The sequence below is a fragment of the Paraburkholderia sp. BR13439 genome (genome assembly GCF_040948805.1).
Taxonomy (GTDB): domain Bacteria; phylum Pseudomonadota; class Gammaproteobacteria; order Burkholderiales; family Burkholderiaceae; genus Paraburkholderia; species Paraburkholderia youngii.
The window spans coordinates 303,690-328,131 of the sequence record NZ_JBFPKN010000002.1 but is presented as its reverse complement, the minus strand read 5'-3'; the positions used below and the strand labels follow the sequence as shown (position 1 = coordinate 328,131).

Below are 24,442 nucleotides of genomic sequence, written 5' to 3'. Positions count from 1 at the left end.
CATCACCATCGCACCTGCGTGCAGCTTCGTTCCGCACGTCCACAGTGCTGCGTCGCACCATCCCTGTGCCTTGCCGCATCAAAACGCGTCGCGTTCGGGATGCGGGCCGAAGCCGCGCAATTTGCCGCAAAGGCCCGTCCCACCGCGTCTTCCGGCGCATCGATCGAAATTGGCACAGCCTTTGCGTTAAGCGTTGCCATCGGACCAACGTAGGTTCGTAGCGCTTGCAGCACAAAGCAGCGCCCCGCAGCAACCAACAGGACAACGGCGTCCCCCGGATTCAGCCTCGGCTGGGTTCGCGGGACGCCGTTTTTATTTCCGCAATCGCTTTCGCCAGACACCAGAGGACAGCGCGCTCATGAAAATCATCGTTATCGGTCACGGGATGGTCGGCCACAAACTGGTCGAATGCCTGGCGCTTCAGGACGCGCACGATCTCGACATCACGGTGCTGGGCGAAGAATCGCGACCGGCCTACGATCGCGTGCATCTGTCCGAGTTCTTCTCGGGCAAGACCGCCGAGGACCTGTCGCTCGTCGAGCCCGGTTTTTTCGAGCGCCACGGCGTGCAACTGAAGCTGAACGCGCGGGCCGTCGCGGTCGATCGCGACGCGCGCACGGTGACGGTCGCGAGCGGCGAAACGCTGCCGTACGACCGCCTCGTGTTCGCGACCGGCTCCTATCCGTTCGTGCCGCCGGTGCCGGGCCGCGAGCGCGGCGACTGCTTCGTCTACCGGACGATCGACGATCTCGAAGCGATGCGCGAATGCGGCGCTCGCTCGAAGACGGGCACGGTGGTCGGCGGTGGCCTGCTCGGTCTCGAATGCGCGAAGGCGCTGCGCGATATGGGCCTGCAAACGCATGTGGTCGAATTCGCGCCGCGCCTGATGGCGGTGCAGGTCGACGACGGCGGCGGCCGCGTATTGCGCGGCCGGATCGAAGAACTGGGCGTCACCGTGCACACGCACAAGAACACGACGGCGATCATCGACGGCGAAGCGGGCACGCACCGCATGCAGTTCGCCGACGGCAGCCATCTCGACACCGACATGATCGTGTTCTCCGCGGGCATCCGTCCGCGCGACGATCTGGCCCGCGCATGCGGCCTCGAACTGGGCCCGCGCGGCGGCATCGTCATCGACGACGCGTGCCGCACCAGCGATCCGCACATCTACGCTATCGGCGAATGCGCGCTGTGGGGTGGTCAGTTGTTCGGGCTCGTCGCGCCCGGCTATGACATGGCGCGCGTGGTCGCGAAGCAGTTGCTGGGCGACTCGGCCGAATTCGCCGGCGCCGACATGAGCACCAAGCTGAAGCTGATGGGCGTCGATGTGGCCAGCATCGGCGACGCGCACGGCAATACGCCGGGCAGCCGCACCTACCAGTTCAGCGACGAGCGCAAGCAGATCTACAAGAAGCTCGTCGTGTCCGATTGCGGCAAGTATCTGCTCGGCGGCGTGATGGTCGGCGACGCGAGCGAATACGGCACGCTGCTGCAGATGATGCTGAACCGCATCGAGCTGCCCGCGTCGCCCGAATTCCTGATCCTGCCGCAAGCGGACGGCAACGCGAAGCCGGCGCTCGGCGTCGAGGCGCTGCCCGCGGCCGCGCAGATCTGCTCGTGCAACAACGTGTCGAAGGGCGAGCTGTGTGCGGCCGTCTGCGCGGGCGCGACCGACATCGGCGCGTTGAAGAGCGCGACCGGCGCGGGTACTTCGTGCGGCGGCTGCGTGCCGCTCGTCACGCAAGTGATGAAGGCCGAGATGAAGAAGCAGGGCCTCGCAGTGAACAACCACGTCTGCGAGCATTTCCCGTATTCGCGCCAGGAGCTTTACCACCTCGTGCGCGTCGAGGGGCTGCGCAGTTTCGGCGCGCTGCTCGCGAAACATGGCCGCGGGCTCGGCTGCGACATCTGCAAGCCGGCGGTCGCCAGCATTCTCGCGTCGTGCTGGAACGAATTCGTGCTGAAGAAGGAGCACGCGTCGCTACAGGACACCAACGACTACTACCTCGCGAACATCCAGCGCGACGGCACTTATTCTGTCGTGCCGCGCATGCCGGGCGGCGAAGTGACGCCCGATGGCCTGATCGCGGTCGCGCAGGTCGCGAAGAAATACGGCCTCTACACGAAGATCACCGGCGGTCAGCGGGTCGATCTGTTCGGCGCGCGTGTCGAGCAATTGCCGTCGATCTGGGAAGAGCTGATCGCGGCCGGCTTCGAATCGGGCCACGCGTATGGCAAATCGCTGCGTACCGTGAAGTCGTGCGTCGGTTCTACGTGGTGCCGCTATGGCGTCGGCGATTCGGTAGGGCTCGCGGTCGAACTCGAGAATCGCTACAAGGGGCTGCGCACGCCGCACAAGATCAAGTTCGGCGTGTCGGGCTGCACCCGCGAATGCGCGGAAGCGCAGGGCAAGGATGTCGGCGTGATCGCCACCGAGAAGGGCTGGAATCTGTACGTGTGCGGCAACGGCGGGATGAAGCCGCGTCACGCGGAACTGCTCGCCGCGGACCTCGATAAGGACACGCTGGTGCGCTACATCGACCGCTTCCTGATGTTCTACGTGCGCACCGCCGACCGGCTGCAACGCACCAGCGTGTGGCGCGACAACCTCGAAGGCGGTCTCGACTATCTGATCGACGTGATCGTCAACGATCGCCTTGGCGTTGCCAGCGAACTCGAAGTGGAGATGCAGCACGTGGTCGACACGTACGAGTGCGAATGGAAGAAGGCCGTCACCGATCCCGAAACACGCAAGCGCTTCCGCCATTTCGTCAACAGCGCCGAGTCCGATAGCAACGTCGCGTTCGTCGAGGCGCGCGGACAGATCCGGCCGGCCACGCCCGCCGAGCGGCAGGCGCCGCGCATCGAGATTCCCATTGTCGTCGAGACGGTTTGACCTCAACCGATTCCCGCTTAACTCAAAAGGAGCCCAGTCATGAAGAACGAACGCTTGCCCCGCGCCTGGACGGCGATCTGCGCCCTCGACGACATCGTGCCGAACACCGGCGTTTGCGCGCTCGTCAACGGCGAGCAGGTGGCCGTGTTTCACGTCGAAGGCGGTGAAGTGGAGTCGCCCGCCGAGCCCATGGTCTACGCGATCGAAAACTTCGATCCGGGTTCGCACGCGGCGGTGCTGTCGCGCGGACTCGTCGGCAGCCTCGGCGAGCGCATCGTGGTCGCGTCGCCGATCTACAAGCATCACTTCGATCTGCGCACCGGCGAATGCCTCGAAACGCCGTCGTATTCGGTCAGCGCGTTTGCCACGCGCGTCGAAAACGGCCAGGTGTGGGTCGCGGTTTGAGGTAACGGCCTCGCTTCATCGTTCAGAGTTCTAACCAGATCATTCGCGCATGTCTGATACCAGCGTAAAGAGCGTGTGTCCTTATTGCGGCGTCGGTTGCGGCATGGTGCTGCACGTCGAGGACGGCCAGGTCGTGAAGATCGCCGGCGACAAGGAGCATCCGGCCAACTTTGGCCGGCTCTGCACCAAGGGGCAGTCGGCTCACGTCGCGCTGCGCAAGTCGGGGCGTCTCGAAGGCGCGTTCGTGCGTCATGCGCGCGACGAAGACCCGGTGCCGCTGACGATGGCGCAGGCATTGAGCGACACCGCGGCGCGTCTGCGGCGTGTGATCGACGAGCATGGTCCCGATGCGGTGTCGTTTTACGTGTCGGGGCAGATGTCGCTCGAAGCGCAGTATCTGGTCAACAAGCTCGCGAAGGGCTTTATCGGCACGAACAATATCGAAGCGAATTCGCGCCTGTGCATGGCGAGCGCGGCGAGCGGCTACAAGCTGTCGCTCGGTGCGGACGGTCCGCCCGGCTCGTATGAAGACTTCGATCACGCGGATCTGTTTTTCGTCAGCGGCGCGAATATGGCCGACTGTCATCCGATCCTGTTCCTGCGCATGATGGATCGCGTGAAAGCGGGCGCAAAGCTGATCGTCGTCGATCCGCGCCGCAACACGACCGCCAAGAAAGCCGATCTGTTCCTGCAGATCAAACCCGGCACCGATCTCGCATTGCTGAACGGTCTGCTGCATCTGCTGCACGAAAACGGCGCAACGGATGCGGCGTTTATCGCCGAACACACCGAAGGCTGGGACGCGATGCCCGCGTTTCTGGCCGAGTACACGCCGGAGAACGTCGCCCGCATCACGGGCCTCGCCGCTGACGACATCCGTCGCGCCGCGCAGATGATCGCGTCGGCCAAAGACTGGATGAGCTGCTGGACGATGGGCCTGAACCAGAGCACGCACGGCACGTGGCACACCAATGCGCTGTGCAATCTGCATCTGGCGACGGGCCGTATCTGCCGGCGCGGCAGTGGACCGTTCTCGCTGACGGGCCAGCCGAACGCGATGGGCGGCCGCGAAATGGGCTACATGGGCCCCGGTTTGCCGGGTCAGCGTTCGGCGCTGGTCGCTGAAGATCGCGCGTTCATCGAGGCGCTGTGGGGCATCGCACCGGGCACGCTCAAAGCGGATGCGGGCAACGGCACGATCGACCTGTTCGCGCGCATGGCCGCGGGCGACATCAAGGCGTGCTGGATCATCTGCACGAATCCGGTCGCGACCGTCGCCAACCGGCAGACCGCGATCGCCGGATTGCGCGCGGCCGAACTCGTGATCGCGCAGGACGCGTTCCTCGACACCGAAACGAATCGCTACGCCGACGTGCTATTGCCCGGCGCTTTGTGGGCCGAAGCCGAAGGCGTGATGGTCAACTCGGAGCGCAATCTGACGTTGATGCAGCAGGCGATCGAACCGCCCGGCGCGGCGTTGCCCGACTGGCAGATCATCGCGCGCGTCGCATGTGAAATGGGCTTTGCCGATGCGTTCAGCTATGCGAGCGCCGACGAAGTGTTCGCCGAACTCACGCGCGCGGCGAACCCGGCGACCGGCTACGATCTGCGCGGCGCGAGTCATCGCCGCTTGAAGGACGCACCGCTGCAGTGGCCGATCGCGTCGGCGGATTCGTCCGAGCGCAATCCGCTTCGCTATCTGAATGACGGCGTGAGCCAAACGCTTAGGGAGGCTGAAGATGGCAGCCGCCCGCGCATTGCTTTTCCGACCGCGAGCGGCAGGGCGAAGTTTTTCGCGCGCGCGTATCAGCCCGCGGCCGAGTTGCCCGATCGCGAGTTTCCGATCGTGTTGAACACGGGCCGCGTGCAGCATCAATGGCACACGATGACCAAGACCGGCAAGGTCGCGATGCTGAACAAGCTGAACCCGGGACCCTTCGTCGAGATTCATCCGCACGATGCGGCCGAACTCGGCATTCGCGCGAAAGACGCGGTCGAGATCCGTTCACGGCGCGGCCGCGCAGTGCTGCCCGCCGTCGTCACCGATCGAGTGAGCGCGGGGCAGTGCTTCGCGCCGATGCACTGGAACGACGTGTTCGGCGACGAGCTTTGCATCAACGCGGTGACCAACGACGCGGTCGATCCGGTTTCATTGCAGCCCGAACTGAAAGTCTGCGCGGTCGCGCTGAGTCCGGTAACGGCCGATCGCATCGCGGACACACGCAACGACGACGCGCTCTCTACTCCCGCCGACGCAGCGGCTTTTGCGCCCAGCGCCAAGGATCAACCCATGCCTCGTATCGAAGCCCTCACGACTTTGCTGCAATTGCCGCCCGAGCCCGTACCGATGCCCGCGCTCAGCGATCCGGAGCGCGCGTATCTGGCCGGGTTCGTCAGCGGCCTGCGTTCGTCCGAAGCGCAAGGCGTCGACAACGTGCCGGTGCTGCCGCACAGCGCACCGTTCGATGCGGTGAAGCGGCTCTATGTCGATGGTCTGCTTGCCGGACTGTATAGCCGCAGCGCGACGACGGCCCGGGCTTCAGGCGCTGCATCGCCGCCGAATGCCGCGCAGGAAGAGGCCCGCGAATCGGGCGTGCGTATCGTGCGCATCCGGCCGAAGGTCACGCTGTTGTGGGCCTCGCAAACCGGCAACACCGAATCGCTGACCGAGCGTTACGCGACGCGTCTGATGGAATCGGGCTTCGAGATTCGCACCGCGTGCATGGCCGACTATCCGTTCGCGGCGCTCGCGAAGGCGCAGTACGTGTTGCTGATGACCAGCACGTTCGGCGACGGCGATGCGCCCGACAACGCGCAGGACTTCTGGACGCATCTGAACGCCGCCACGGCGCCGCGCCTCGACGGCGTGCGCTTCGCGGTGCTCGCGCTCGGCGATCGCAACTACGATCAGTTTTGCGGTCACGGCCGTCGGCTCGATGAACGGCTTGCCGCTCAGGGCGCGCTGCGTCTCACCGAGCGCGTCGATTGCGACATCGAATATCAGTCGAGCGCAGATGCCTGGCTCGAACGCGTGATCGTCTGTATCAAACAGGCGGATGCCGCGCTGCATGCGGTGCCGCCGGGCGGCATGATCAACGCGGTGGTGGGCGCGGTGCCGACCAAGGCGCGGCCGGCCGCGTCGCGCATCGTCGGCAATATGCGACTGAACCGGCAGGGCGCCGTGAAGGATACGCGCTACGTGTCGCTGCAAACGGGCGATTCCAACCTCGAATACGAAGCGGGTGATGCGCTCGGCGTGTGGCCGAGCAACTGCCCCGAACTCGTCGACGAACTGATCACGCTGAGCGGTCTGCACGCTGAAGCATCGGTGCACGTCACGGGTATCGGCGACATGCGCCTCGCCGATGCGCTCACCAAACACTACGAGATCGCGCGGCCGAGCGCCGAAGCGCTTGCGCTGGTCGCCGCGCGCAGCCGCAACGGCGCGCTGGGCGATCTGCTCGCGCCCGAACGCAAGGCGGATCTGAAGCAATGGCTATGGGGACAGCAGCTCGCCGACGTATTGCACGAGTTTCCGGTGAGCCTCTCGGCCGCCGAACTCACCGGCATGCTGAAGCGCCTGCAGCCGCGCCTGTATTCGATCGCATCGAGCCCGAAGGCGCATCCGGGCGAGGTGCATCTGACGGTATCGGCGGTGCGTTACAGCAATGGGCGGCGGCACCGCAAGGGCGTGTCGTCGACGTTTCTCGCGGATCGCGCAAGCGACACCGAGGTCCCCGTGTTCGTGCAGAAGTCCGCGCACTTTCGTCCTCCTCATCAGTCGGACACGCCGATGATCATGGTCGGTCCCGGCACCGGCATCGCACCGTTTCGCGGCTTTCTGCACGAACGCCAGGCACGCGGCGAACGCGGACGCAACTGGCTGTTCTTCGGCGAACAACATGCCGCGACCGATTTCTACTATCGCGACGAACTCGAAGCGATGCGCGCGAGCGGTCTCTTGACCCGACTCGACGTCGCGTTCTCGCGCGACCAGGCCGACAAGATCTATGTGCAGGACCGCATGCGCGAACAGGGTGCGCAACTGTGGGCATGGCTCGAAGACGGTGCGCATTTCTATGTATGCGGCGACGCGAACCGGATGGCACGCGATGTCGATGCAGCGCTGAAGGACATCATCGCGACGCACGGTGGCATGAGCGAAGAGAAAGCACTCGAATACGTGAGCCGTCTGACGCGCGAAAAGCGCTATGCACGCGACGTGTATTGAGCCGCCGACGCGTTTCAAAAAAAGGCCTTAAAAAAGGCCTCAAAACACACAGCATGATGGCATGACGCTTGCATATCGAGTCCCGGTTAAAACTCCGGGCGATATGCCGGTGCAAAACACAAGTAACGCAGCAACCGGACTACCAGGCATTTTATTTACCGAGGATCTCTAATGAAAAACGTGATGCACTCCCTGCGAAGCGGCGATTGGCGCGCACTGGTCGCCTGCTTTCTGTATTTCGACACGGGCTTCACCGTCTGGGTGCTGTATGGGCCGCTCGCGCCGTTCATCAGCAAGAGCATCGCGATGACGCCCGCGCAGCAGGGTCTGCTGGTCGCGGTGCCGGTGTTGTCCGCGGCGATTCTGCGCGTGACGCTCGGCAATCTGTATCAGTCCGCGCATGGCAAACGCATTGCGTTGATGGGCGTGTTGCTATCGGCGGTACCGACGATCGTGCTGCCGTTGCTGCAATCGGTGCCGTCGTACGAAATGCTGCTGGTGCTCGGCGTGTTCCTCGGCGTCGGCGGCGCCAGCTTCGCGGTCGCGCTGCCGATGGCCGGCAGCAACTATCCGCCGAAGGTGCAGGGCCTCGTGTTGGGCCTGGCCGCGGCCGGCAACATCGGCGCGGTGCTCGACGGCTTCCTGTTCCCGCAACTGGCGACGCGCTATGGTTGGCAGCTCGCCGCGGGCGGCGCCTTGCCGCTGCTCGCGATCGCCGCGATCACGCTGTACTTCTGGGCCAACGACGCGGGCGTCAAAACCGGCAGCGTGCTGCGCGCGTTCGGCAGCTTCGCGACGACGCTCGCCGGCCTGATCGTGCTCGTGCTGCTCGTCGAAGCGGGGCTGTTCGGCGCGGGCAAGACCGGCGTGCTGCTGTTGCCGGTGGTCGGAGCGCTGCTCGCGATCGCGGTGCTGCCGCAACGCTACCGCTCGGTGCTCGCCGAGCGCGATACGTGGGTCATCATGCTCGTCTATAGCATCACGTTCGGCGGTTTCGTCGGCATGTCCTCGTATGTGTCGCTGCTGCTGACCAACCTGTATCAACTGTCGAAGATCGACGCAGGTCTGTTCATGGCGCTGCTCGCCGCGACCGGCGCGATGGTGCGTCCGCTCGGCGGCCTGATTGCCGACCGCGTGTCGGGCGTGCGCGCGCTGACCGTGCTGCTCGCGATCATCTCGATTTGCGACTTCCTGTTCGCGACGGCGATGCCGTCGTTCGCGGGCGGCATCGCATTGCTGCTGTGCATGTACGTCGCGTTCGGCCTCGGCAATGGCGCGACGTTCCAGCTCGTGCCGCATCGCTGGGCCGGCCGCACCGGTCTGATGTCCGGCATCGTCGGCGCGGCGGGCGGCATCGGCGGCTTTTATCTGCCGGTCGTGATGGGCATCGCGAAGGAGAGCACCGGCAGCTATCAGATGGGCTTCGCGACGTTCGGCACGCTGTCGGCGTGCGCGTTCCTTGCGATCGTCGCGCTGCGCCGGCCGTGGATGGCGTGGTCGATGCAGACCGGCGTCATGCATGCGCATGCGACGGAGTGAGGCACGGCGCTGGCAAAAGCGCAGTCGAATGCTTGCATATCGGTCGCGGCGTTTCTAATATGCAGCCAGGAGGCTGCATATGAACTCATCGACCGATCGCATCGAAAAGCAGATTCTGTTGAAGGCGCCGCGCACGCGCGTCTGGCACGTGCTGGCCAACGCCGAGGAATTCGGCAAATGGTTCGGCGTGAACCTCGCCGGCAAGCAGTTCGTCGCCGGGCAATCCACGCAGGGGCACATCACCTATCCGGGCTACGAACACCTGGTGATGGACGTGCTGGTCGAGCGTGTGGAGCCCGAGCATCATCTGTCGTGGCGCTGGCATCCGGCCGCGATCGACATCACGATCGACTACACGCCGGAGCCGACCACGCTCGTCGAATTCGATCTGAGCGAGGTCGAGTCCGGCACGCTGCTGCGCGTCGTCGAATCGGGCTTCGACCAGTTACCGGTCGGGCGCCGCGCGGAAGCGTTCCGGCTGAACGACGGCGGCTGGGGACAGCAGATGGTCAATATCGAACGATATGTCGGCGCGGGTTAAAGCGGGCTCCGCGAAGGCGGGTCTCAAGGCGGCGACGCTGCGCAGTTCGGCGGCGGTGTTCGCCGCGCTCGGTGACGAGACGCGCCTGCGTCTCGTCGCGGCATTGTGTGCGGGCAGCGCGATGTCGATCGCGCAGCTGACGGCCGGCACCGACATCACGCGGCAGTCGGTCACGCAGCATCTGCAGGTGCTGGCCGACGCGGGGCTCGTACACGATGTGAAGGTTGGACGCGAGCGCCTGTGGGCGTTCGAGCCCGCGCATCTCGACGCGGCGCGCCGCGCGCTCGACGCGATTTCGCGGCAATGGGATCAGGCGCTGCTGAAGTTGAAGACGATGGTCGAGGAATAAAGGGCGGGACGGTCGCGGCGATTGCGCGAACCGAACAAAGATGACGCGCGACGGCGCGTACCGCATTTTTTACCGACTGCAAGCGGCGCATCCTGCCCAGCAAGGGCGGAACAACGCAAAAGGGGCCAACCATTGGCCCCCAAACCACCGCAAAAAAGGAAGAAAAACCAGCCCGCGGCTAATCGGCGATCCGCTTGTCGGCTAGCGCGCTCTGGCAGTCGGCTATCACCTGCCGGACGAGCCGGGCTTGTGGGTCGAGTTCGTCGGTATCGAGAATTTCCTCGACCGCGTCGCGCGCCCAATCGGCATCGACGAAGCGCGCGTGGCGCTGCGCGATTTCGACGGCGGTGGCAGACAGCTTCGCAATGCACAGCCAGTCGGCTTCGCGCGCGCGGCGGTCGAGCCACTTGTGCGCGGACTGCACGTGAAACGCCGCGTCGGGCCAGTCTTCGTTCAGATAATAAGCGCCGAGGCTTCCGCATGTGAGCCAGCACAACAGCTCCAGGCGGTCACGGGGACTCAGGTGTTGGCGTACATCACTCATGGCGACGCTCGCTGCAGTAAATGGCTTCCCGGTGAGGCCGGCGGGCGCCGTCCTCCGCTTTTTATAAACATTAGCATGCGGAATTCCCGGGCGGCAATTCCTGACCAACCCTAGCGTGCGGCACCGCAACAGGCGGGCTTTCGGGCGATGCATCCGCGACGTGCGCGGGCCGCCCGATCGAGCTCGGAGCATCCGCCGCAGCCCCGCCGCGCAGCGTTCAGCGGCTTGCGGCGGTTCCGGGGCGCGGCCTCAGCGTTGGCCACGCGTCGCGACGATGAAAAGCCGCGGAAACGGCAGCAGCACCGTGCCATCGGCGAGCGCCGGGTAGGCTTTGGCGATTTCGTCGCGATAGCGTTGAAGAAACGCGCTGCGTTCGGCGTCGTCGAGCGCGGCCAGAAACGGCCGCAGCGCGCTGCCCTTGAACCATTCGACCACTGCGTCGGCGCCCGCGAGCGGGTGGTGATAGACCGTGCGCCACACGTCGACGCGGGCGCACAGCGGCTTGAGCAGCGCGTAGTACCAGTTCGCGTCGTGGCGCACGGTGCGCTCGAGACCCATCAGCTTCGCCGCCCAAGGCCCGTCGGCGGCGATTTCGCGCAGCAGCCGGTGCGCCGGTTCGCCGAGATTGTCGGGCATCTGCACGGCGAGGCTGCCGCCCGTGGCCAGTTTTGCCACCAGCGCGGGGAACAGATGCTCGTGGTCGGGCACCCATTGCAGCACCGCGTTCGCGAGGATCGCGTCGAACGGGCCACGCGCATCCCACGTCGACACGTCGCCGATGTCGAAGCGCACTTGCGGCAGCCGCCGACGGGCCGCCGCGATCATGTCGGCCGAGCTGTCGATGCCGCTGACCGACGCGCCCGGCACCCGCTCGGCCAGCACCTCGGTCGAGTTGCCCGGTCCGCAGCCGATATCGACCGCGAGCCGCGCACCGTCCAACGGCACCGCCGCAAGCAGATCGCGCACCGGCCGCGTGCGCTCGTTCTCGAACAGCGTGTACTGCTTCGCGTGCCAATCGCTGTGCTCGTTCGTGGTTTTCTCGGTCATCTTTTGCTCCTTCGCGGGGTTCGTTGCGGCCATTCTCGACCGCTATCAGCCCCGAGTAAAATGAATTTATGATTCCGATTACTTCATTTTTCTAATGAAAATCGACACGCTCGGCGTGCAGGCATTCGTCGCGATTGCCGATCGCGGCAGCTTCCAGAGTGCGGCGGATTCGCTGCACGTGACGCAAACCGCGATCACCCAGCGGCTGCGCAAGCTCGAAACCTATCTCGGCGTCACGCTGATCGAGCGCACCACGCGGTCGATGGCGCTCACCGAGATCGGCCGCAGTTTTCTGCCGCAGGCGCGCCGGCTGCTCGGCGAACTGGCCGACGCGCTGGTCGAAATCCGCGAAACGGGGATCGCGCGACGCGGCGACGTGTCGATCGCGTGCGTGCCGACCGTCGGCGTGCAGTATCTGCCGCGCATCCTGCAGGCGTATTCGGCGCGCTATCCTCACAATCGCATCAAGATTCTCGATCATGCGTCGTCGGCGGTGGAGGAGGCCGTGTTGCGCAGGGAGGTCGAGTTCGGCATCAACATCGCGCGCGAGCATCATCCGGATCTCGCCACCGTGCCGCTCACCGAAGACCGCTATGTGCTGATCTGCCACGAAGACCATCCGCTCGCGAAGCGGCGGCGCATCGCATGGCGGCAGTTGCAGGCGTTCCCGCTGATTTTCGCCGGCGAGGTCAGCGGCAATCGCGCGCTGCTCGACGTCGCGTTGGCGTCGAGCGAACTCGCGCTGCGGTCGTTCTACGAGGTGCAGCGCAGTTCGACCGCGGTCGGGCTCGTCGCGCAGCGTGTCGGCGCGGCCGTGGTGCCCGCGCTCGCGCTGCAGAAGGGTGCGTATCCGAGCGTGCGCACCGTCGAGCTCACGCAGCCGACCGTGTCGCGCACGCTGGTGCTGGTCGCGCGCAAGACCGCGCAGTTGTCGCCGGCGGCGCAGGCGCTGTACGACATGATCCGCGAACAGGCGACGCTGAAAACCGGATGACGCTGCGACGCGCGCAAGGCAAACTCTCTGGCTGCTGAGTTTGATCCCTTCAACCTGCTCTACCGACGCGACATACAACCACTGATGCTGCAGATACTCGGCAAGACCACCTCGATCAACGTGCGCAAGGTGCTGTGGACCTGCGCGGAACTCGGGCTTGCGTTCGACCAGCAAGACTGGGGCTCGGGCTTTCGCTCGACCGATGTCGCCGAATTCCGCGCGCTCAATCCGAACGCGATGGTCCCCGTGATTCGCGACGGCGACTTCGTGCTGTGGGAATCGAACTCGATCATCCGTTACCTCGCGAACCGTTATCGCGGTGACGCGCTGTATCCGGCCGATCCGGTCGAGCGCGCGCGCTGCGATCAATGGATCGACTGGCAGGCGAGCGAATTGAACCGCTCGTGGAGCTACGCGTTTCTCGCACTCGTGCGGCACTCGCCTGAGCATCAGGACCCGCGGCAGATCGCCGCGTCGTGTGCGAACTGGTCGAAGCATATGGCGATCGTCGAGCAGCAACTCGCGCGCACCGGCGCGTATATCGCGGGCGACGCGTTCTCGCTCGCCGATATTCCGATCGCGCTGTCCGCGAACCGCTGGCTCGAAACGCCGCAGCAGCACGACGATTTGCCGGCGCTGACCGCGTATATGGCGCGCCTCGCCGAGCGCGACGGGTATCGCAGGTATTGCCGTAACGGCACGCCGTAATCGTTGATTCACGCGCGCGTCGGCAAACCCGCCGATGCTGGCAGATGCCGCCTTCAACGCTTACGTATTGCTTTCGTTGCCGTGCTCGACGGCTTCTGCGCGGTGCACCCCGCGTCGCCTACAATGGCGCCCATTTAGCGACATTGAAGGTCCAACGATGCGGGTAACGAAATTCGCGCTGGCTGCGCTGACGGCGTGTTTCACTCTGAATGCGAGTGCCGAGATGACTGCCGCCCAGTACAAGAAATGGGCGCACGCCGACAACAACTCGATCTATGCGGCGTACATCACCGGCACGATCAACGCGTTCGGCTGGGCGAACGGCGACCTGGTCTCGCGCAAACAGCGGCAGCTGTTCTGTCCGCCAGAAACGCTCGCGATCGGCAACCAGACGGTCTATCCGCTGCTCGATGCGTTTTTCGCGAATCACCCGGGCATTTCCGACGATTTTCCGATCGGGCTCGCGATTCTGCGCTCGTTGCAGGCCGCGTATCCGTGCTGACGTGTGGGTGGAAGAAGTGAGGGGAGGGAGTCGAGCGGGGGTAACAGCAGGGGCGAACTCGCGAAGCGGGGCCGCCCCTCGGGGGATCAAACCTGAACGAGATTCGGAATCTGCACGTCCGGATTGACGTCCGCGTCGTAATCGACGCCCTTCATTTCAAAGCCGAACAGACGCAGGAAATCGGTCTTGTAGCCGGCGAAATCGGTGAGTTCGTAGATGTTGTCGTTGCTCACCTGGTTCCACAGCTCCTGCACGCGGCCTTGCACCTGCGGATCGAGTTCCTTGTAGTCCGCGCGCAGACGGCCTTCGTCGTCCAGATGCGGCTGGCTGCCATAGAGGCTGTCCTTGTACAGGCCGTACACCTGTTCGATGCAGCCTTCGTGCGTACCTTTTTCCTTCATCACCTTGAAGAGCAGCGACAGATACAGCGGCATCATCGGAATCGCCGAGCTTGCCTGCGTGACGACCGCCTTCAGCACCGCGACGCGCGCGTCGCCGCCGTTGGCCGCGAGCTTTGCGCGGATGCCGAGCACCTTCTGGTCGAGATCCTTCTTGGCCGCGCCGATCGAGCCGTTCCAGTAGATGTCGTGCGTGATCTTTTCGCCGAGGTAGGTGAATGCGGTGGTCTTCGCGCCGTCGGCGAGCACGCCGGCTTCGCCCAGCGCGTCCATCCACATCTGCCAGTCCTCGCCGCCCATCACCGCGACCGTGTGCGCGATTTCTTCCGGCGTCGCCGGTTCGAGCACCGTTTCCTTGATCACTTCCTTGTCGGTGTCGATGCCGCGCAGGTTGACTGCCTTGCCGATCGGCTTCAGCACCGAGATGAACACCTCACCGGTTTTCGGATGCTGGCGCTTCGGCGCCGCGAGGCTGTAGACGACCAGATCAACCTGGCCGAGATCGCGCTTGATCACTTCGATGGTGCGCGCCTTCACTTCGTCGGAGAACGCGTCGCCGTTGATGCTGGTCGCGTACAGGCCTTCGGCGTTGGCGAACTTCTCGAACGCCGCGGTGTTGTACCAGCCGGCCGTGCCCGCCTTGGTTTCGCTGCCGGCGCGCTCGAAAAACACGCCGAGGGTCGCCGCGCCCGAGCCGAACGCGGCGCTGATGCGCGCGGCGAGGCCATAGCCGGTAGACGCGCCGATCACGAGTACCTTCTTCGGCCCGTTCGCGATGGGGCCGCGTGCCTTCACATACTCGATCTGTTCCTTGACGTTGGCTTCGCAGCCGGTCGGATGGGTCGATACACAGATGAAGCCACGCACACGCGGTTTGATGATCATGAAGCACCTCTTGTCGGAATTGGCGACATTATAGTGGCCCCGCCGGAGCCGCACGCCATCACGCGAGTGGAGCAAAAAACGGCGCACTCCCCACATCTTGGTACGATTGCGCCTTTCCCAGCCGACGACAGCACGTGAAGCGCCTCTTTTCCTCCTTTCTGGCGGCCCTCGACAAAGGGCTGACCCTCGCGAATCCGCTGTTCGCGAAGGCCGCGTGGCATCTGCGACACCCGACCCGCCGCACGTTCGCGTGGGGGCTCGCCGCGCTGCCGCTGCTGTTCGTGCTGTACGTGCTGCTGCTGATTCCGTTCACGCCGAGCATCGGCGACATCCGCAAGGCGAAGATCGAGCAGCCCGCGCAGATCCTTTCGACGGACGGCAAGCTGCTCGCCGAGTTCAAGCCGTCGAACCGCGAGTGGGTCAAGCTGACGGACATCTCGCCGAACGTCGTCAACGCGCTGATCGCGACCGAGGATCACCGCTTCTATCAGCATTTCGGGCTCGACTGGCGGCGCACCGCTTCGGCCGCGCTGCACACGTTCTCCGGCGACCGCCAGGGCGGCTCGACGATCACGCAGCAGCTCGCGCGCAATCTGTATCCCGACGAAATCGGCCGCGCGCCGACTCTGACGCGCAAGCTGAAAGAAGCGATCACCGCACTGAAGATCGAGGCGTTCTACACGAAGGACGAGATCCTCGAAACCTACCTGAACACGGTGCCGTTCCTGTACAACGCGTACGGCATCGAAATGGCCGCGCGCACCTATTTCGACAAGTCCGCGTCCGAGCTGAACGTGCTCGAAGCCGCGACGCTGACCGGCATGCTGAAGGGCAACGCGTACTACAACCCGGTGCTGAACCCCGAGCGCGCGTTGCAGCGGCGCAATACGGTGCTCGCGCAGCTGGTCAAGTACGGCAAGCTGACGCCCGCGCAGTACGACGGGCTCGCCCGCAAGCCGCTGCGTCTGGACTTCGAGCGCCAGATCGAGCCGCCCGGACCCGCGCCGCACTTCACCCAGCAACTGCGCAAATGGCTGGTCGCGTGGGCCGATCGCAACGACTACAACATCTATTCCGATGGGCTCGTCGTGCGCACGACGATCGACTCGCGCCTCCAGGCGATGGCGACCCAGGCGGTCACGCTGCAGGGCAATCAGTTGCAGAACATCGCGAACTCGGCGTGGGGCACCCGCGCCGGCTGCTCGGCCGACAAAGACCTGCTGCGCACGTTCCTGCGCGAGACGCCCGACTTCCGCGCGGCCAAAGACACGGGCCTGTCCGACGACGACGCGCTCAAACACCTGCTCGCCGATCGCAAGCTCGTACAAAGCGTGTGCGATACGAAGACGCGCGTGCAGGCCGACTTCCTGGCGATGGATCCGCGCACCGGCGAGATCAAGGCGTGGGTCGGCAGCCGCGACTTTGGGGTTGATCCGTTCGATCACGTGCAGCAGGCGCGCCGTCAGCCGGGCTCGACGTTCAAGCCGTTCGTCTACGCGGCGGCCTTCGAGGCCGGCGCGAAGCCCGACGACAAACTGCCGGACAATCCGGTCCAGATCGAACTCGCCGGCGGCGAACTCTGGAAGCCGAACGACGAGGACGAGCCGAGCGGCCGCATGATCAGCCTGCGCGATGCGCTCGCGTATTCGCGCAACCGCATCACCGCGCAGGTGATGGAGTCGGTCGGTCCGAACCGGGTCGCGAAGCTCGCGCGCGCGATGGGCGTGCGCGACAGCCAGCTCGACCCGGTGCCGTCGCTCGCGCTCGGCACGAGCCCGGTCACGCTGAAGGAAATGGTGTCGGCGTACGGCACCATCGCGAACCTCGGCGGCTATGTCGAGCCGCTGATGGTCACGCGCATCGAGGATCGCAACGGCAACCTGCTCGCCGAATTCAGCCCGGCCACGCCGAGGCGGGAGTTGCCCGCCGACGCGGCGCGCACGCTCGTCGACGTGATGCGCGACGTGGTCAGCCGCGGCACCGGCGCGAGCATCCGCACGCGCTTTGGCGTGCGCGGCGACGTCGCGGGCAAGACCGGCACGACCCAGGGCAACGCGGATGGCTGGTTCATCCTGATGCAGCCGCAACTGGTGGCGGGGGCGTGGGTCGGCTTCAATGACAGCCGCGTGACATTGCGCAGCGATTACTGGGGGCAGGGTGCGCATAGCGCGCTGCCGATCGTCGGTGATTTCTTCCAGCGCGCGCAGCGCTCGCGGCTCGTCGACAGCCACATGAAGTTCGATACCGCGCAGCAGCCCGGGTGGTTCGCGGAGCGCGCCGAACGCTTGCGCAACTGGATCGGGAGTCTGTTCACGCGCACGCCGGCGCAGCCGGACAAGCCGGTCATGGCGCGTGCTCCGGCGCGGCGCGCGCCGGTGGCGCCGGTGCAGCCATCGGCGTCCGCCGTGGGTGCTCCGGCGGCGTCAGAGGCAGCGGGCGCGTCCGCGGTGCAGGGCGAGGTGCGCGAGTTGCCGCCGTTGCTGCCGGCGCCTGGGTCGGGGTCGGGGTCCGGGTCGGGGTCGGAAGGGGCTCCCACGACGCCGCCCGGTAATCCCGTCGACGGTGAAACGCATGGCGGCGGTGCGGCCGCGCTCGCGCCGACCCCGACGCCAGACGACGTCGTACCGCCCGACGCGGGCGGTCAGGGCGGCGCAGGGTCGAATAACGGCAGCGGGGCGAACTGAATGCGACCCGGGCGCGCTGCCCGGGTGCGAATCGAACTGGGTGAGGCGGAAGGCTAAGACCTCGCGACGCCCGTTTCACCCGGCGGCCGCGCATGCGGATTGCCATGCGCCGTCTCGAGCGACGTGTCGTGATGCAGCAGCAACACCGCCGCCATCCCGATCAGCCCCGCGCCCGCGAGGCATAGCAGCCCGGCGCCGAAGCCGCCGGTGCTGTCCTTGATCCAGCCCATCGCGAACGGGCCGAAGAAACCCGCCAGATTGCCGAGCGAATTGATCGCGGCGATGCCGCCCGCGGCCGCCGCGCCCGACAGGAACGCGGCCGGCAAGGTCCAGATCACCGGCAGGCAACCGAAGATGCCGAAGCCGGCAATCGATAGCGCAATCATCTTCAGCACCGGATTGTCGAGTCCGGCCGAGACCGCGATGCCGCCCGCCGCAAGGAACAGCGCAATCGCGACGTGCCAGCGGCGCTCGAGGTGGCGATCCGAATGCCGCCCCCACACAATCATGCCGATGAGCCCGACCACGTACGGCAGCGACGTGACGAAACCCGTCTGCAGATTGGTCAGACCGAACGCCTTCACAATCTGCGGCAGGAAGAAGCTCAGGCCGTAGTTGGTCGCATTCGCGCCAAAATAGATCAGCGCGATGGCGAGCACGCGCGGATTGATCAGCGCCTCCTTCACGCTGAAGTGGCGCACCGCCTCGCGATGCTCGCGCTCCTGCTTCTGGCGTGCGATCAGCCATTCGCGCTCCTCGGTGCTGAGCCAGGTGGCGTCGGCGGGCTTGTCGGTCAAATAGAGCAGCACTGCGACCGACAGCAATACCGCGGGCGCCGCCTCGATCAGATACAGCCACTGCCAGCCGCCGAGTCCACCGATGCCGTCGAGCGACAGCAGTGCGCCGGAGATTGGGCCGCCGATCACAGTCGACAGCGGAATCGCCGCCATGAAATAGCCGACCACGCGCCCGCGATACGCGGCCGGAAACCACAAGGTCAGCAGAAAAATGATGCCTGGGAAAAAGCCGGCCTCGGCAATACCAAGCAGAATGCGCAGGCCGTAAAACACGCGCGCGGGCGATAGCCCGGTGAAGCGCGAGATGTCCGGGATGAAGGCCATCGCGCCTGCGAGTATGCCCCACGAGAACATGATCCGCGCGATCCAGCGGCGTGCGCCGAATCGTTCGAGCAGCAGGTTCGACGGCACTTCGAAAAAGAAGTACGCGAGAAAGAACACGCCCGCGCCGAAGCCGAACGCGCTCGCGGACAGATCGAGCGCCTTGTTCATCTGCAAGGCCGCGAAGCCGACGTTCACGCGATCCAGATAAGCGATGAAGTAGCACAGCATCAGAAACGGTATGAGCCGCATCGTGACGCGATGAAGGGTACGTGCCTCGAGATCCATATATGTCTCCTCCGGTTCGGCGACCGGTGTATGCCGCTATGTGGTGGGGTCCGTCCGCGGTTCGATATGCCCGTCTGTCGAACAGGCATCGCTACAGACTAAACGCTCACAAGGGATTCCGGAAGTCTTTTGTGAACCACGTGGTCCGCTCAATGCCGATGTGGTCACGGCATTGTGGTCATGTCCATTGTTAAGAGCCGCGCAACAGTGTTTTCGGTTGTATCGGCTGATCTTGCGCGAACGATTCCGGATAATCACTGCCTGACTAATCGGTTAAAAATGCAGGTGATCCACGATGTTGAATCAGAGTTCGGACGGTCTTGCCGAAGCGTGCACAACGGTGCGGGTATGCGAAGCCGAGGGCGTCGCGCGAGTGGCGAGCGCAGCAAGGAAGAGGGCGCCGCTGCTCACGCGTGTGCGCGGAGCGCTCGCATTGGCGCTCGCGTGCGCGAGTCTCTTCGGTTGCGCGTCGAGCACGGATGTGGTCGCGAGCGGCGAGCCCGGCAGCTACACGGTCGCCGCGAGCGCGACCGGAGGACGCATGGCCTGGGCGCGCGCGCACGAACTCGCGATGAACGAGGCGCGCGACTACTGCGATCGTCGCGGCATGCAAAGCAGCGTGAATCGGGAGACGGTCAGCGGTGTCAGCGCGATGACCGAACACGCGTCGTCGGTCAGCTTCGAGTGTCATCCGCGCTTCTGATGCCGCGTTGCGCGCAGCTCGTTGCACCTGCATCGATGCGCGCGGGCGGCGAGTGCCGCCGCCCGATGACGATTACTTTTTATCGAACGTCACCAGGTGCTGGTCGTTCGTACCCGCGACGAAAATCGCGAGCAGTTTTGCCGGCTCGGTCGTGCTCGCGTCCTCGCTGACCATGTGATGCGCGCCGGGCTTCTCGGTCCACGATTCGCCCGCATGGTAGACGCGCTCCCCGCCGTTATCGACACGGCTGCGGATCGCGCCCGACAGCACATAGCCCACCACGAACGCCTGGCCATGCCGATGCGGCGCCGACTTGCCGCCCGGCGCATAGTCGACGACGAGCGCGGTCATCGTCTTGCCCGGCACGTTCGCGATCGGGACGGCGAAGGCGGGGGCGATGGTTTCGTGAGGGGCTGCGCTCGCCTCGGCGGTGTCGGCGGCATAGGCGGACCGCCACGTGCCCGTGATCGCGGCGCCGGCGAACAGCGCCGACGCGAATAAAGTGCGGATCGTATTCATAGCTTCACTCCGCGTCAGCCTGGCACAACGGCTCGGCTTGCCGGTTTGCCACGCGTTCGCCTTGTGCCCACTGCACCGCAACCCTGGCCAATTCTCCACGCGCGCGTTCGAGCGCCGCGGCCCGCGCTTCGGGATTGGCGAACTGCAGCGGCTGCGCATCGACGAACGTCGGCGCGGCGACGCCAAGAAAACCGAATGCAGCCTTCAGCGCCGGCGTCAGCGCATCCATCGATTCATACGGCGAGCCCGCGCGCAGATCCGCGCCGCGGCTCGTGATGAACAACACCTTGTGCCGGCCGAGCTGCCCGACGATGCGACCGTCTTCCGCGTGCAGGTAGGTCACGCCGGTCCGCGTGACGCTATCGATGAACGCCTTGAACGCCGACGGCATCGACCAGTTGTACATCGGCATGGCGAACACCAGCGCGTCGGCGGCGAGCAGGCGCGCGCATAGCGCATCCGATGACGCCAGCGTCGCTTTCATCGCCGCTGTGCGCTCTTGCGCGGCCGTGTAGGTGGCGATCGCGAACGCTTCGGAGACGTGCGGTGGTGTGTCGACTGTCACGTCCAGATAGTCGACGTCGAACTCGACGCGCTCTTCGCGCAGACGCTCGAGAAAATAGCGGGCGAGCGCGCGGGAATTGGATCGCTCGCGCTTCGCGCTGCCGTCGACGTGCATGATCTTCATGGGGACCGTCCTTGCGGTGGGTTTAACGTGAGCTCAGGTTAGACGGTCGACTGGCGTGGTGGAATAACCGGTTTTGTTGAATTCGAGGTGACCACTTATGCCGCTTATGCGCGTTGTTACGACTCGCGTGATTTGGCGGTGGTCGAGCGTTTGACGAACGGTCCGCCAGAGAAACCCGCCGTTGCGCGGCCTTGCGCGGATGTTTTTTCGCGGGCGCGGCGGGCAGGGCGCGCGGACGTTTTTTCTGTTCGCGCCGTCTCGATCTGCCGCGACAGCGTGTCGATACGCTGGCGTAACTGGTCGGTCGCAGCCACGCGTTCAGCCAGCAACGCGTCCTTTTCCGCAAGCTGTCCGCGGGTCTCGGCATGCCGCGCAGCCGAGGCAGCCAGTTCCGCCTTTGTTGCGGCCAACTCGTTGCGCAGCGCGTCGCGCTCGGTTCGCGATTCGGCTTCGAGCGTCGCCGCCCGCTCCTGACTCGCCTGAAGCTCCTTGCGCAGACGTTGCGCCGCGGCCCGTTCACCGTCGATTTCGAGCAATGCGCGCTTTTCCGCAGCGGCGAGCCGCTGCTCGTTCTGCTCGTGCGAGCGGCGCAGCTTCGCGAGTTCGTCGGCGAAATCCCGGCGGGCATCGGCGAGCGCGGCGGCGCCTGCCGCGATTTCTTCCTTCGATGCCGTCAGTTGCGCCGTCAGCATGTCGTTGGCGGTCTGCAGTTCGACGATGCGCGCCTCGAGCCCGGCGAGCCGCGCGCGCAGGGTCGCGGCGTCGTTGGCCGACTTTTCGGCCTGCTCGACGGCTTCCTGACGCTGCCTGTCCCGTTGCTCGGCCTGTTTTTGCGCTGCGGAGATTTGGGCGTCGGCGTCCTGCCTGAACACGTCTAGCGCAGCGTTCGCGGCGTCGCTCGACAGACGCCACATCTGCGCCGCGAACTCGCCGGCGGCTGTTGCGACCTCGGCCGGCAAATCCGGACGGCCGACATCGACACGCGTTTTGTCACGCACGTCGGTCCAGAAATCGCGCAACGCCTTGGCCGGCGCGCTCATGCTGCCTTTACGCACCAATTGATACAGGCGGTTTGCGGTCGGCGTTTCGCCGTAGCGGAAAAACAGCAACGCGCAGACTTCGCGATAAAGCGTCTGCGTGTCGGACGCATTTTGGCGGGCGACTTCGATGTCGGCTTCGAGGGTCATGGTGGTACCGGCCTGGGAAATTTGGATTGCGTTGATAATACAACGTAAAACGCTCGAAATACTACGCACTTGAGCCTTATACACGACATTAGTACTATAATGTCGTGTATACTGTCGTCCAGATAGCGGATCAGTCTGTCGGCGGCCGCCCATGCTTCGTCGGTCAGTGATTCCCTCAAGACTCGTTCTTTTGTCCCATCAAAACATCTACAGGGACCCGAATCGCCTAGGCCTAAGTATTTCTGCCGAGTTTTTGCGGGCTCTTCCTCATTTGAATCCACCACATCGATCTTCTGAAAGCTCCAGCGACTCGCACGTCAAACGGCCACCATCTGCCCCTCGCACCAGAAATAACTTGACCATGTCCGACATTGATCGAAAGCTATCCGACCGTTCGAGGCCTGACCGAACTTAAATCAAAGTCTGGAAGCGTCGGAAAGATGACGAATCCCTCGGTCACGTCCAAGCTCGCCGGGAGCCGGAAGTCAGGTAAATACGCGACTGGTACAAACGAGTCGACGATCCGGACGCCTCTTACGTCTAACACCCCTCCTTCTTTGACACGTCTTTTCAGAACCTCGAACAGAAGGGAATAAGTCGCAAGCAATAGCGCGCGCAGTGGTAGCCTTGGCCGACGTTGAGAGAGCCGCCTTCGAGACACCGGAACAAACGTGTGCACAATCAATCTCCATGCTCCGTACGGCATGTAATGCGAATTCCACGGAACGGTGGAATATTTATTGACTGCCAGATGTTGTATGAATCGTGAGACGGCGAGGCAAAGCCATGGCCCATGCGAAGAACTGGTGAGCGCAAAGCGATGCCCCAGTCCCCACCATTAGTTGGAGATGAGGTTCGTCGTGCTCGCCGCTAAGATGGATGTATTGCCTTTGTTGCTCACGGCGGTCTGCGTCGTGCGCCTCTGCTTATGGAGCGCCGCCCGCAGATCTTGGGGGGTTTGGGGGGAAAGACAAGTCAACATTCATTCTTTTTGCGGGATATTTCCGCCCAGGGATACCGTCTACTCTGTTTTAGGTGGCCTTCTTTTTTTGGTCAGCGCTCTTGCGCGTTCGGCTTGAGAACTGGTGAGCGATGTGGAGCGGCTGCGAGTCGGCGCGGGTGTGAGCACTCAATTCCGGGCCCGAAGCTATTCCATCAAGCGGATTCTTTATCGCGATCACTTCAACAAACGTAATTCCCGACACCTTGCTGAAAAAGTTCGTTTGGGCGAGGACACGAAATACTCAACCGGAGTACGGACATGGTTGCCGCTTCACATAGTTCAGCTTCTAACAGGAAAGTCAAAAGTAAATCCAGGACCACAATCATTCCCAATCCAACCCAGAAGAAAAAAATCAGGCAATGGGCCGCTGCGGCCGAGCAGCCCCTACGCATTCACCGGATGCACACAGGGGAAATCAACTTCGTGGGACGACCGGCCTGGACGACTGAAGCAGAAAAGATCAGTGTCAATCGGGACGAAAAGAAAACAGTTAATGGTATTCTGGTTCCAGTAGAGGATAGACGCCATCTCCTGCATTGGGACGAACATCTCAAGCCGATACTAAACGGTGTATTCACCGCGATGGAAAAGGAATTCAAAAAACCTGGTGAGCTCTTGAGTGAATTAAAAAAACCAATAGACGAACTGCGTTACCGGACTATGGCCAAGACCGTCGATGAATACATGATATTCGTCGCCAAAAAGATCAATGGATCTCCGGATAATCTCGTTCCAGACCGGGCCGATATCAATCAGGCCATCGAGAAAGTGCGAGCGAACCTTAGAAGCTATGCCAACGCCCTGCATGAAGCATTAGCCGCCTCTGACGAATTCTCGAACGGTCCGGCCTATGATGCGCAAGGCAAGCCGCAACTCTCATCGCAAGCTATCGGGAGGATGGTCATCTACAAGAATATGGCCCGAGAGCATCTGAAGTTCGATCCGAATCTGACCGGCGCGACCCCGATCCGGGAAAAGGTCAATGCGATACAAGGGGAAATGCTCGGCCTTATTGATGGTTTCCATACGCCACATGAGGTATGGACGTTCTTAAATGATCTCCAGTATTCGGTCACCTTCGATCTTTCCGACAAGGCTACGCGCGATAAGACCAGCAAGTCTCTAGCCTGGCATCGTTTGATGAATCGCAATACCGAAATGCCTGCCAGGCAACGCTACATGGATCTGCTGAGCTTTCTGGTTTGAATTC

General features: G+C 64.0%; 19 protein-coding genes. 12 read left to right on the top strand and 7 right to left on the bottom strand.

Annotation, left to right across the window (positions count from 1 at the left end; translation table 11 throughout):
* Positions 1 to 358 precede the first annotated feature (358 nt).
* From nirB to AB3X96_RS05365, 6 genes are all read left to right on the top strand, one after another.
* Positions 359 to 2,899: a nitrite reductase large subunit NirB gene (nirB, locus tag AB3X96_RS05390; RefSeq protein WP_368588894.1), complete on the top strand. Its 2,541-nt coding sequence runs from the start codon at positions 359 to 361 to the stop codon at positions 2,897 to 2,899.
* Positions 2,900 to 2,938: 39 nt separating this feature from the next.
* Positions 2,939 to 3,304: a nitrite reductase small subunit NirD gene (gene nirD / locus AB3X96_RS05385; protein ID WP_368588893.1), complete on the top strand. Its 366-nt coding sequence runs from the start codon at positions 2,939 to 2,941 to the stop codon at positions 3,302 to 3,304.
* A 49-nt stretch (positions 3,305 to 3,353) separates the two neighbouring features.
* Positions 3,354 to 7,535: a sulfite reductase subunit alpha gene (locus AB3X96_RS05380; RefSeq protein ID WP_368588892.1), complete on the top strand. Its 4,182-nt coding sequence runs from the start codon at positions 3,354 to 3,356 to the stop codon at positions 7,533 to 7,535.
* Positions 7,536 to 7,706: 171 nt separating this feature from the next.
* The gene (locus tag AB3X96_RS05375; RefSeq protein ID WP_368588891.1) at positions 7,707 to 9,074 is read left to right on the top strand and encodes an MFS transporter; all 1,368 of its coding nucleotides are present in this window, start codon (positions 7,707 to 7,709) and stop codon (positions 9,072 to 9,074) included.
* A gap of 79 nt (positions 9,075 to 9,153) precedes the next feature.
* Positions 9,154 to 9,615, top strand: a complete 462-nt coding sequence (locus tag AB3X96_RS05370; protein WP_368588890.1) for an SRPBCC family protein — start codon at positions 9,154 to 9,156, stop codon at positions 9,613 to 9,615.
* Positions 9,599 to 9,964: a helix-turn-helix transcriptional regulator gene (locus tag AB3X96_RS05365; protein ID WP_176367277.1), complete on the top strand. Its 366-nt coding sequence runs from the start codon at positions 9,599 to 9,601 to the stop codon at positions 9,962 to 9,964. The genes AB3X96_RS05370 and AB3X96_RS05365 overlap by 17 nt, the downstream gene beginning before the upstream one ends.
* A gap of 178 nt (positions 9,965 to 10,142) precedes the next feature.
* Here AB3X96_RS05365 and AB3X96_RS05360 read toward each other — a convergent pair whose 3' ends face one another.
* Both AB3X96_RS05360 and tam read right to left on the bottom strand, forming a co-directional pair.
* Complete coding sequence (locus tag AB3X96_RS05360; RefSeq protein ID WP_368588889.1) at positions 10,143 to 10,508, bottom strand: hypothetical protein; 366 nt, start codon at positions 10,506 to 10,508, stop codon at positions 10,143 to 10,145.
* 249 nt (positions 10,509 to 10,757) lie between these two features.
* A complete protein-coding gene (tam, locus tag AB3X96_RS05355; protein ID WP_368588888.1) occupies positions 10,758 to 11,555 on the bottom strand; it encodes a trans-aconitate 2-methyltransferase in 798 nt (265 codons plus the stop codon).
* Between the two features lie 94 nt (positions 11,556 to 11,649).
* Between tam and AB3X96_RS05350 the strand changes: the two genes are divergently transcribed.
* The 3 genes from AB3X96_RS05350 to AB3X96_RS05340 all read left to right on the top strand — a co-directional run bounded on the left by AB3X96_RS05350 (position 11,650) and on the right by AB3X96_RS05340 (position 13,759).
* Positions 11,650 to 12,549: a LysR family transcriptional regulator gene (locus AB3X96_RS05350; RefSeq protein WP_176108524.1), complete on the top strand. Its 900-nt coding sequence runs from the start codon at positions 11,650 to 11,652 to the stop codon at positions 12,547 to 12,549.
* Between the two features lie 84 nt (positions 12,550 to 12,633).
* A complete protein-coding gene (locus AB3X96_RS05345) occupies positions 12,634 to 13,257 on the top strand; it encodes a glutathione S-transferase family protein (RefSeq protein WP_368588887.1) in 624 nt (207 codons plus the stop codon).
* A 223-nt stretch (positions 13,258 to 13,480) separates the two neighbouring features.
* Positions 13,481 to 13,759 carry a hypothetical protein gene (locus tag AB3X96_RS05340; RefSeq protein ID WP_368588886.1) on the top strand — a complete coding sequence of 93 codons (279 nt, stop codon included), beginning with the start codon at positions 13,481 to 13,483 and terminating at the stop codon, positions 13,757 to 13,759.
* A gap of 86 nt (positions 13,760 to 13,845) precedes the next feature.
* On the opposite strand, the gene fabV is transcribed toward AB3X96_RS05340, so the two are convergent.
* Positions 13,846 to 15,042, bottom strand: coding sequence for an enoyl-ACP reductase FabV (gene fabV / locus AB3X96_RS05335; RefSeq protein WP_368588885.1), 1,197 nt, complete (start codon positions 15,040 to 15,042; stop codon positions 13,846 to 13,848).
* Positions 15,043 to 15,176: 134 nt separating this feature from the next.
* Between fabV and AB3X96_RS05330 the strand changes: the two genes are divergently transcribed.
* On the top strand, positions 15,177 to 17,726 hold the full coding sequence (locus AB3X96_RS05330) for a penicillin-binding protein 1A (RefSeq protein WP_368588884.1): 2,550 nt from the start codon (positions 15,177 to 15,179) through the stop codon (positions 17,724 to 17,726).
* A 53-nt stretch (positions 17,727 to 17,779) separates the two neighbouring features.
* Here AB3X96_RS05330 and AB3X96_RS05325 read toward each other — a convergent pair whose 3' ends face one another.
* Positions 17,780 to 19,132 carry an MFS transporter gene (locus AB3X96_RS05325; RefSeq protein ID WP_368588883.1) on the bottom strand — a complete coding sequence of 451 codons (1,353 nt, stop codon included), beginning with the start codon at positions 19,130 to 19,132 and terminating at the stop codon, positions 17,780 to 17,782.
* A gap of 295 nt (positions 19,133 to 19,427) precedes the next feature.
* On the opposite strand from AB3X96_RS05325, the gene AB3X96_RS05320 reads away from it, so the two are divergent.
* Positions 19,428 to 19,835, top strand: coding sequence for a hypothetical protein (locus AB3X96_RS05320; protein ID WP_368588882.1), 408 nt, complete (start codon positions 19,428 to 19,430; stop codon positions 19,833 to 19,835).
* 72 nt (positions 19,836 to 19,907) lie between these two features.
* On the opposite strand, the gene AB3X96_RS05315 is transcribed toward AB3X96_RS05320, so the two are convergent.
* From AB3X96_RS05315 to AB3X96_RS05305, 3 genes are all read right to left on the bottom strand, one after another.
* Complete coding sequence (locus tag AB3X96_RS05315; protein WP_368588881.1) at positions 19,908 to 20,354, bottom strand: cupin domain-containing protein; 447 nt, start codon at positions 20,352 to 20,354, stop codon at positions 19,908 to 19,910.
* A gap of 4 nt (positions 20,355 to 20,358) precedes the next feature.
* Positions 20,359 to 21,042, bottom strand: coding sequence for an FMN-dependent NADH-azoreductase (locus tag AB3X96_RS05310; RefSeq protein ID WP_368588880.1), 684 nt, complete (start codon positions 21,040 to 21,042; stop codon positions 20,359 to 20,361).
* Positions 21,043 to 21,158: 116 nt separating this feature from the next.
* Complete coding sequence (locus tag AB3X96_RS05305) at positions 21,159 to 22,229, bottom strand: DNA-binding protein (RefSeq protein WP_368588879.1); 1,071 nt, start codon at positions 22,227 to 22,229, stop codon at positions 21,159 to 21,161.
* Positions 22,230 to 23,490: 1,261 nt separating this feature from the next.
* Here AB3X96_RS05305 and AB3X96_RS05300 point away from each other — a divergent pair.
* Positions 23,491 to 24,438 carry a hypothetical protein gene (locus AB3X96_RS05300; RefSeq protein WP_368588878.1) on the top strand — a complete coding sequence of 316 codons (948 nt, stop codon included), beginning with the start codon at positions 23,491 to 23,493 and terminating at the stop codon, positions 24,436 to 24,438.
* The last annotated feature ends 4 nt before the right edge of the window (positions 24,439 to 24,442 follow it).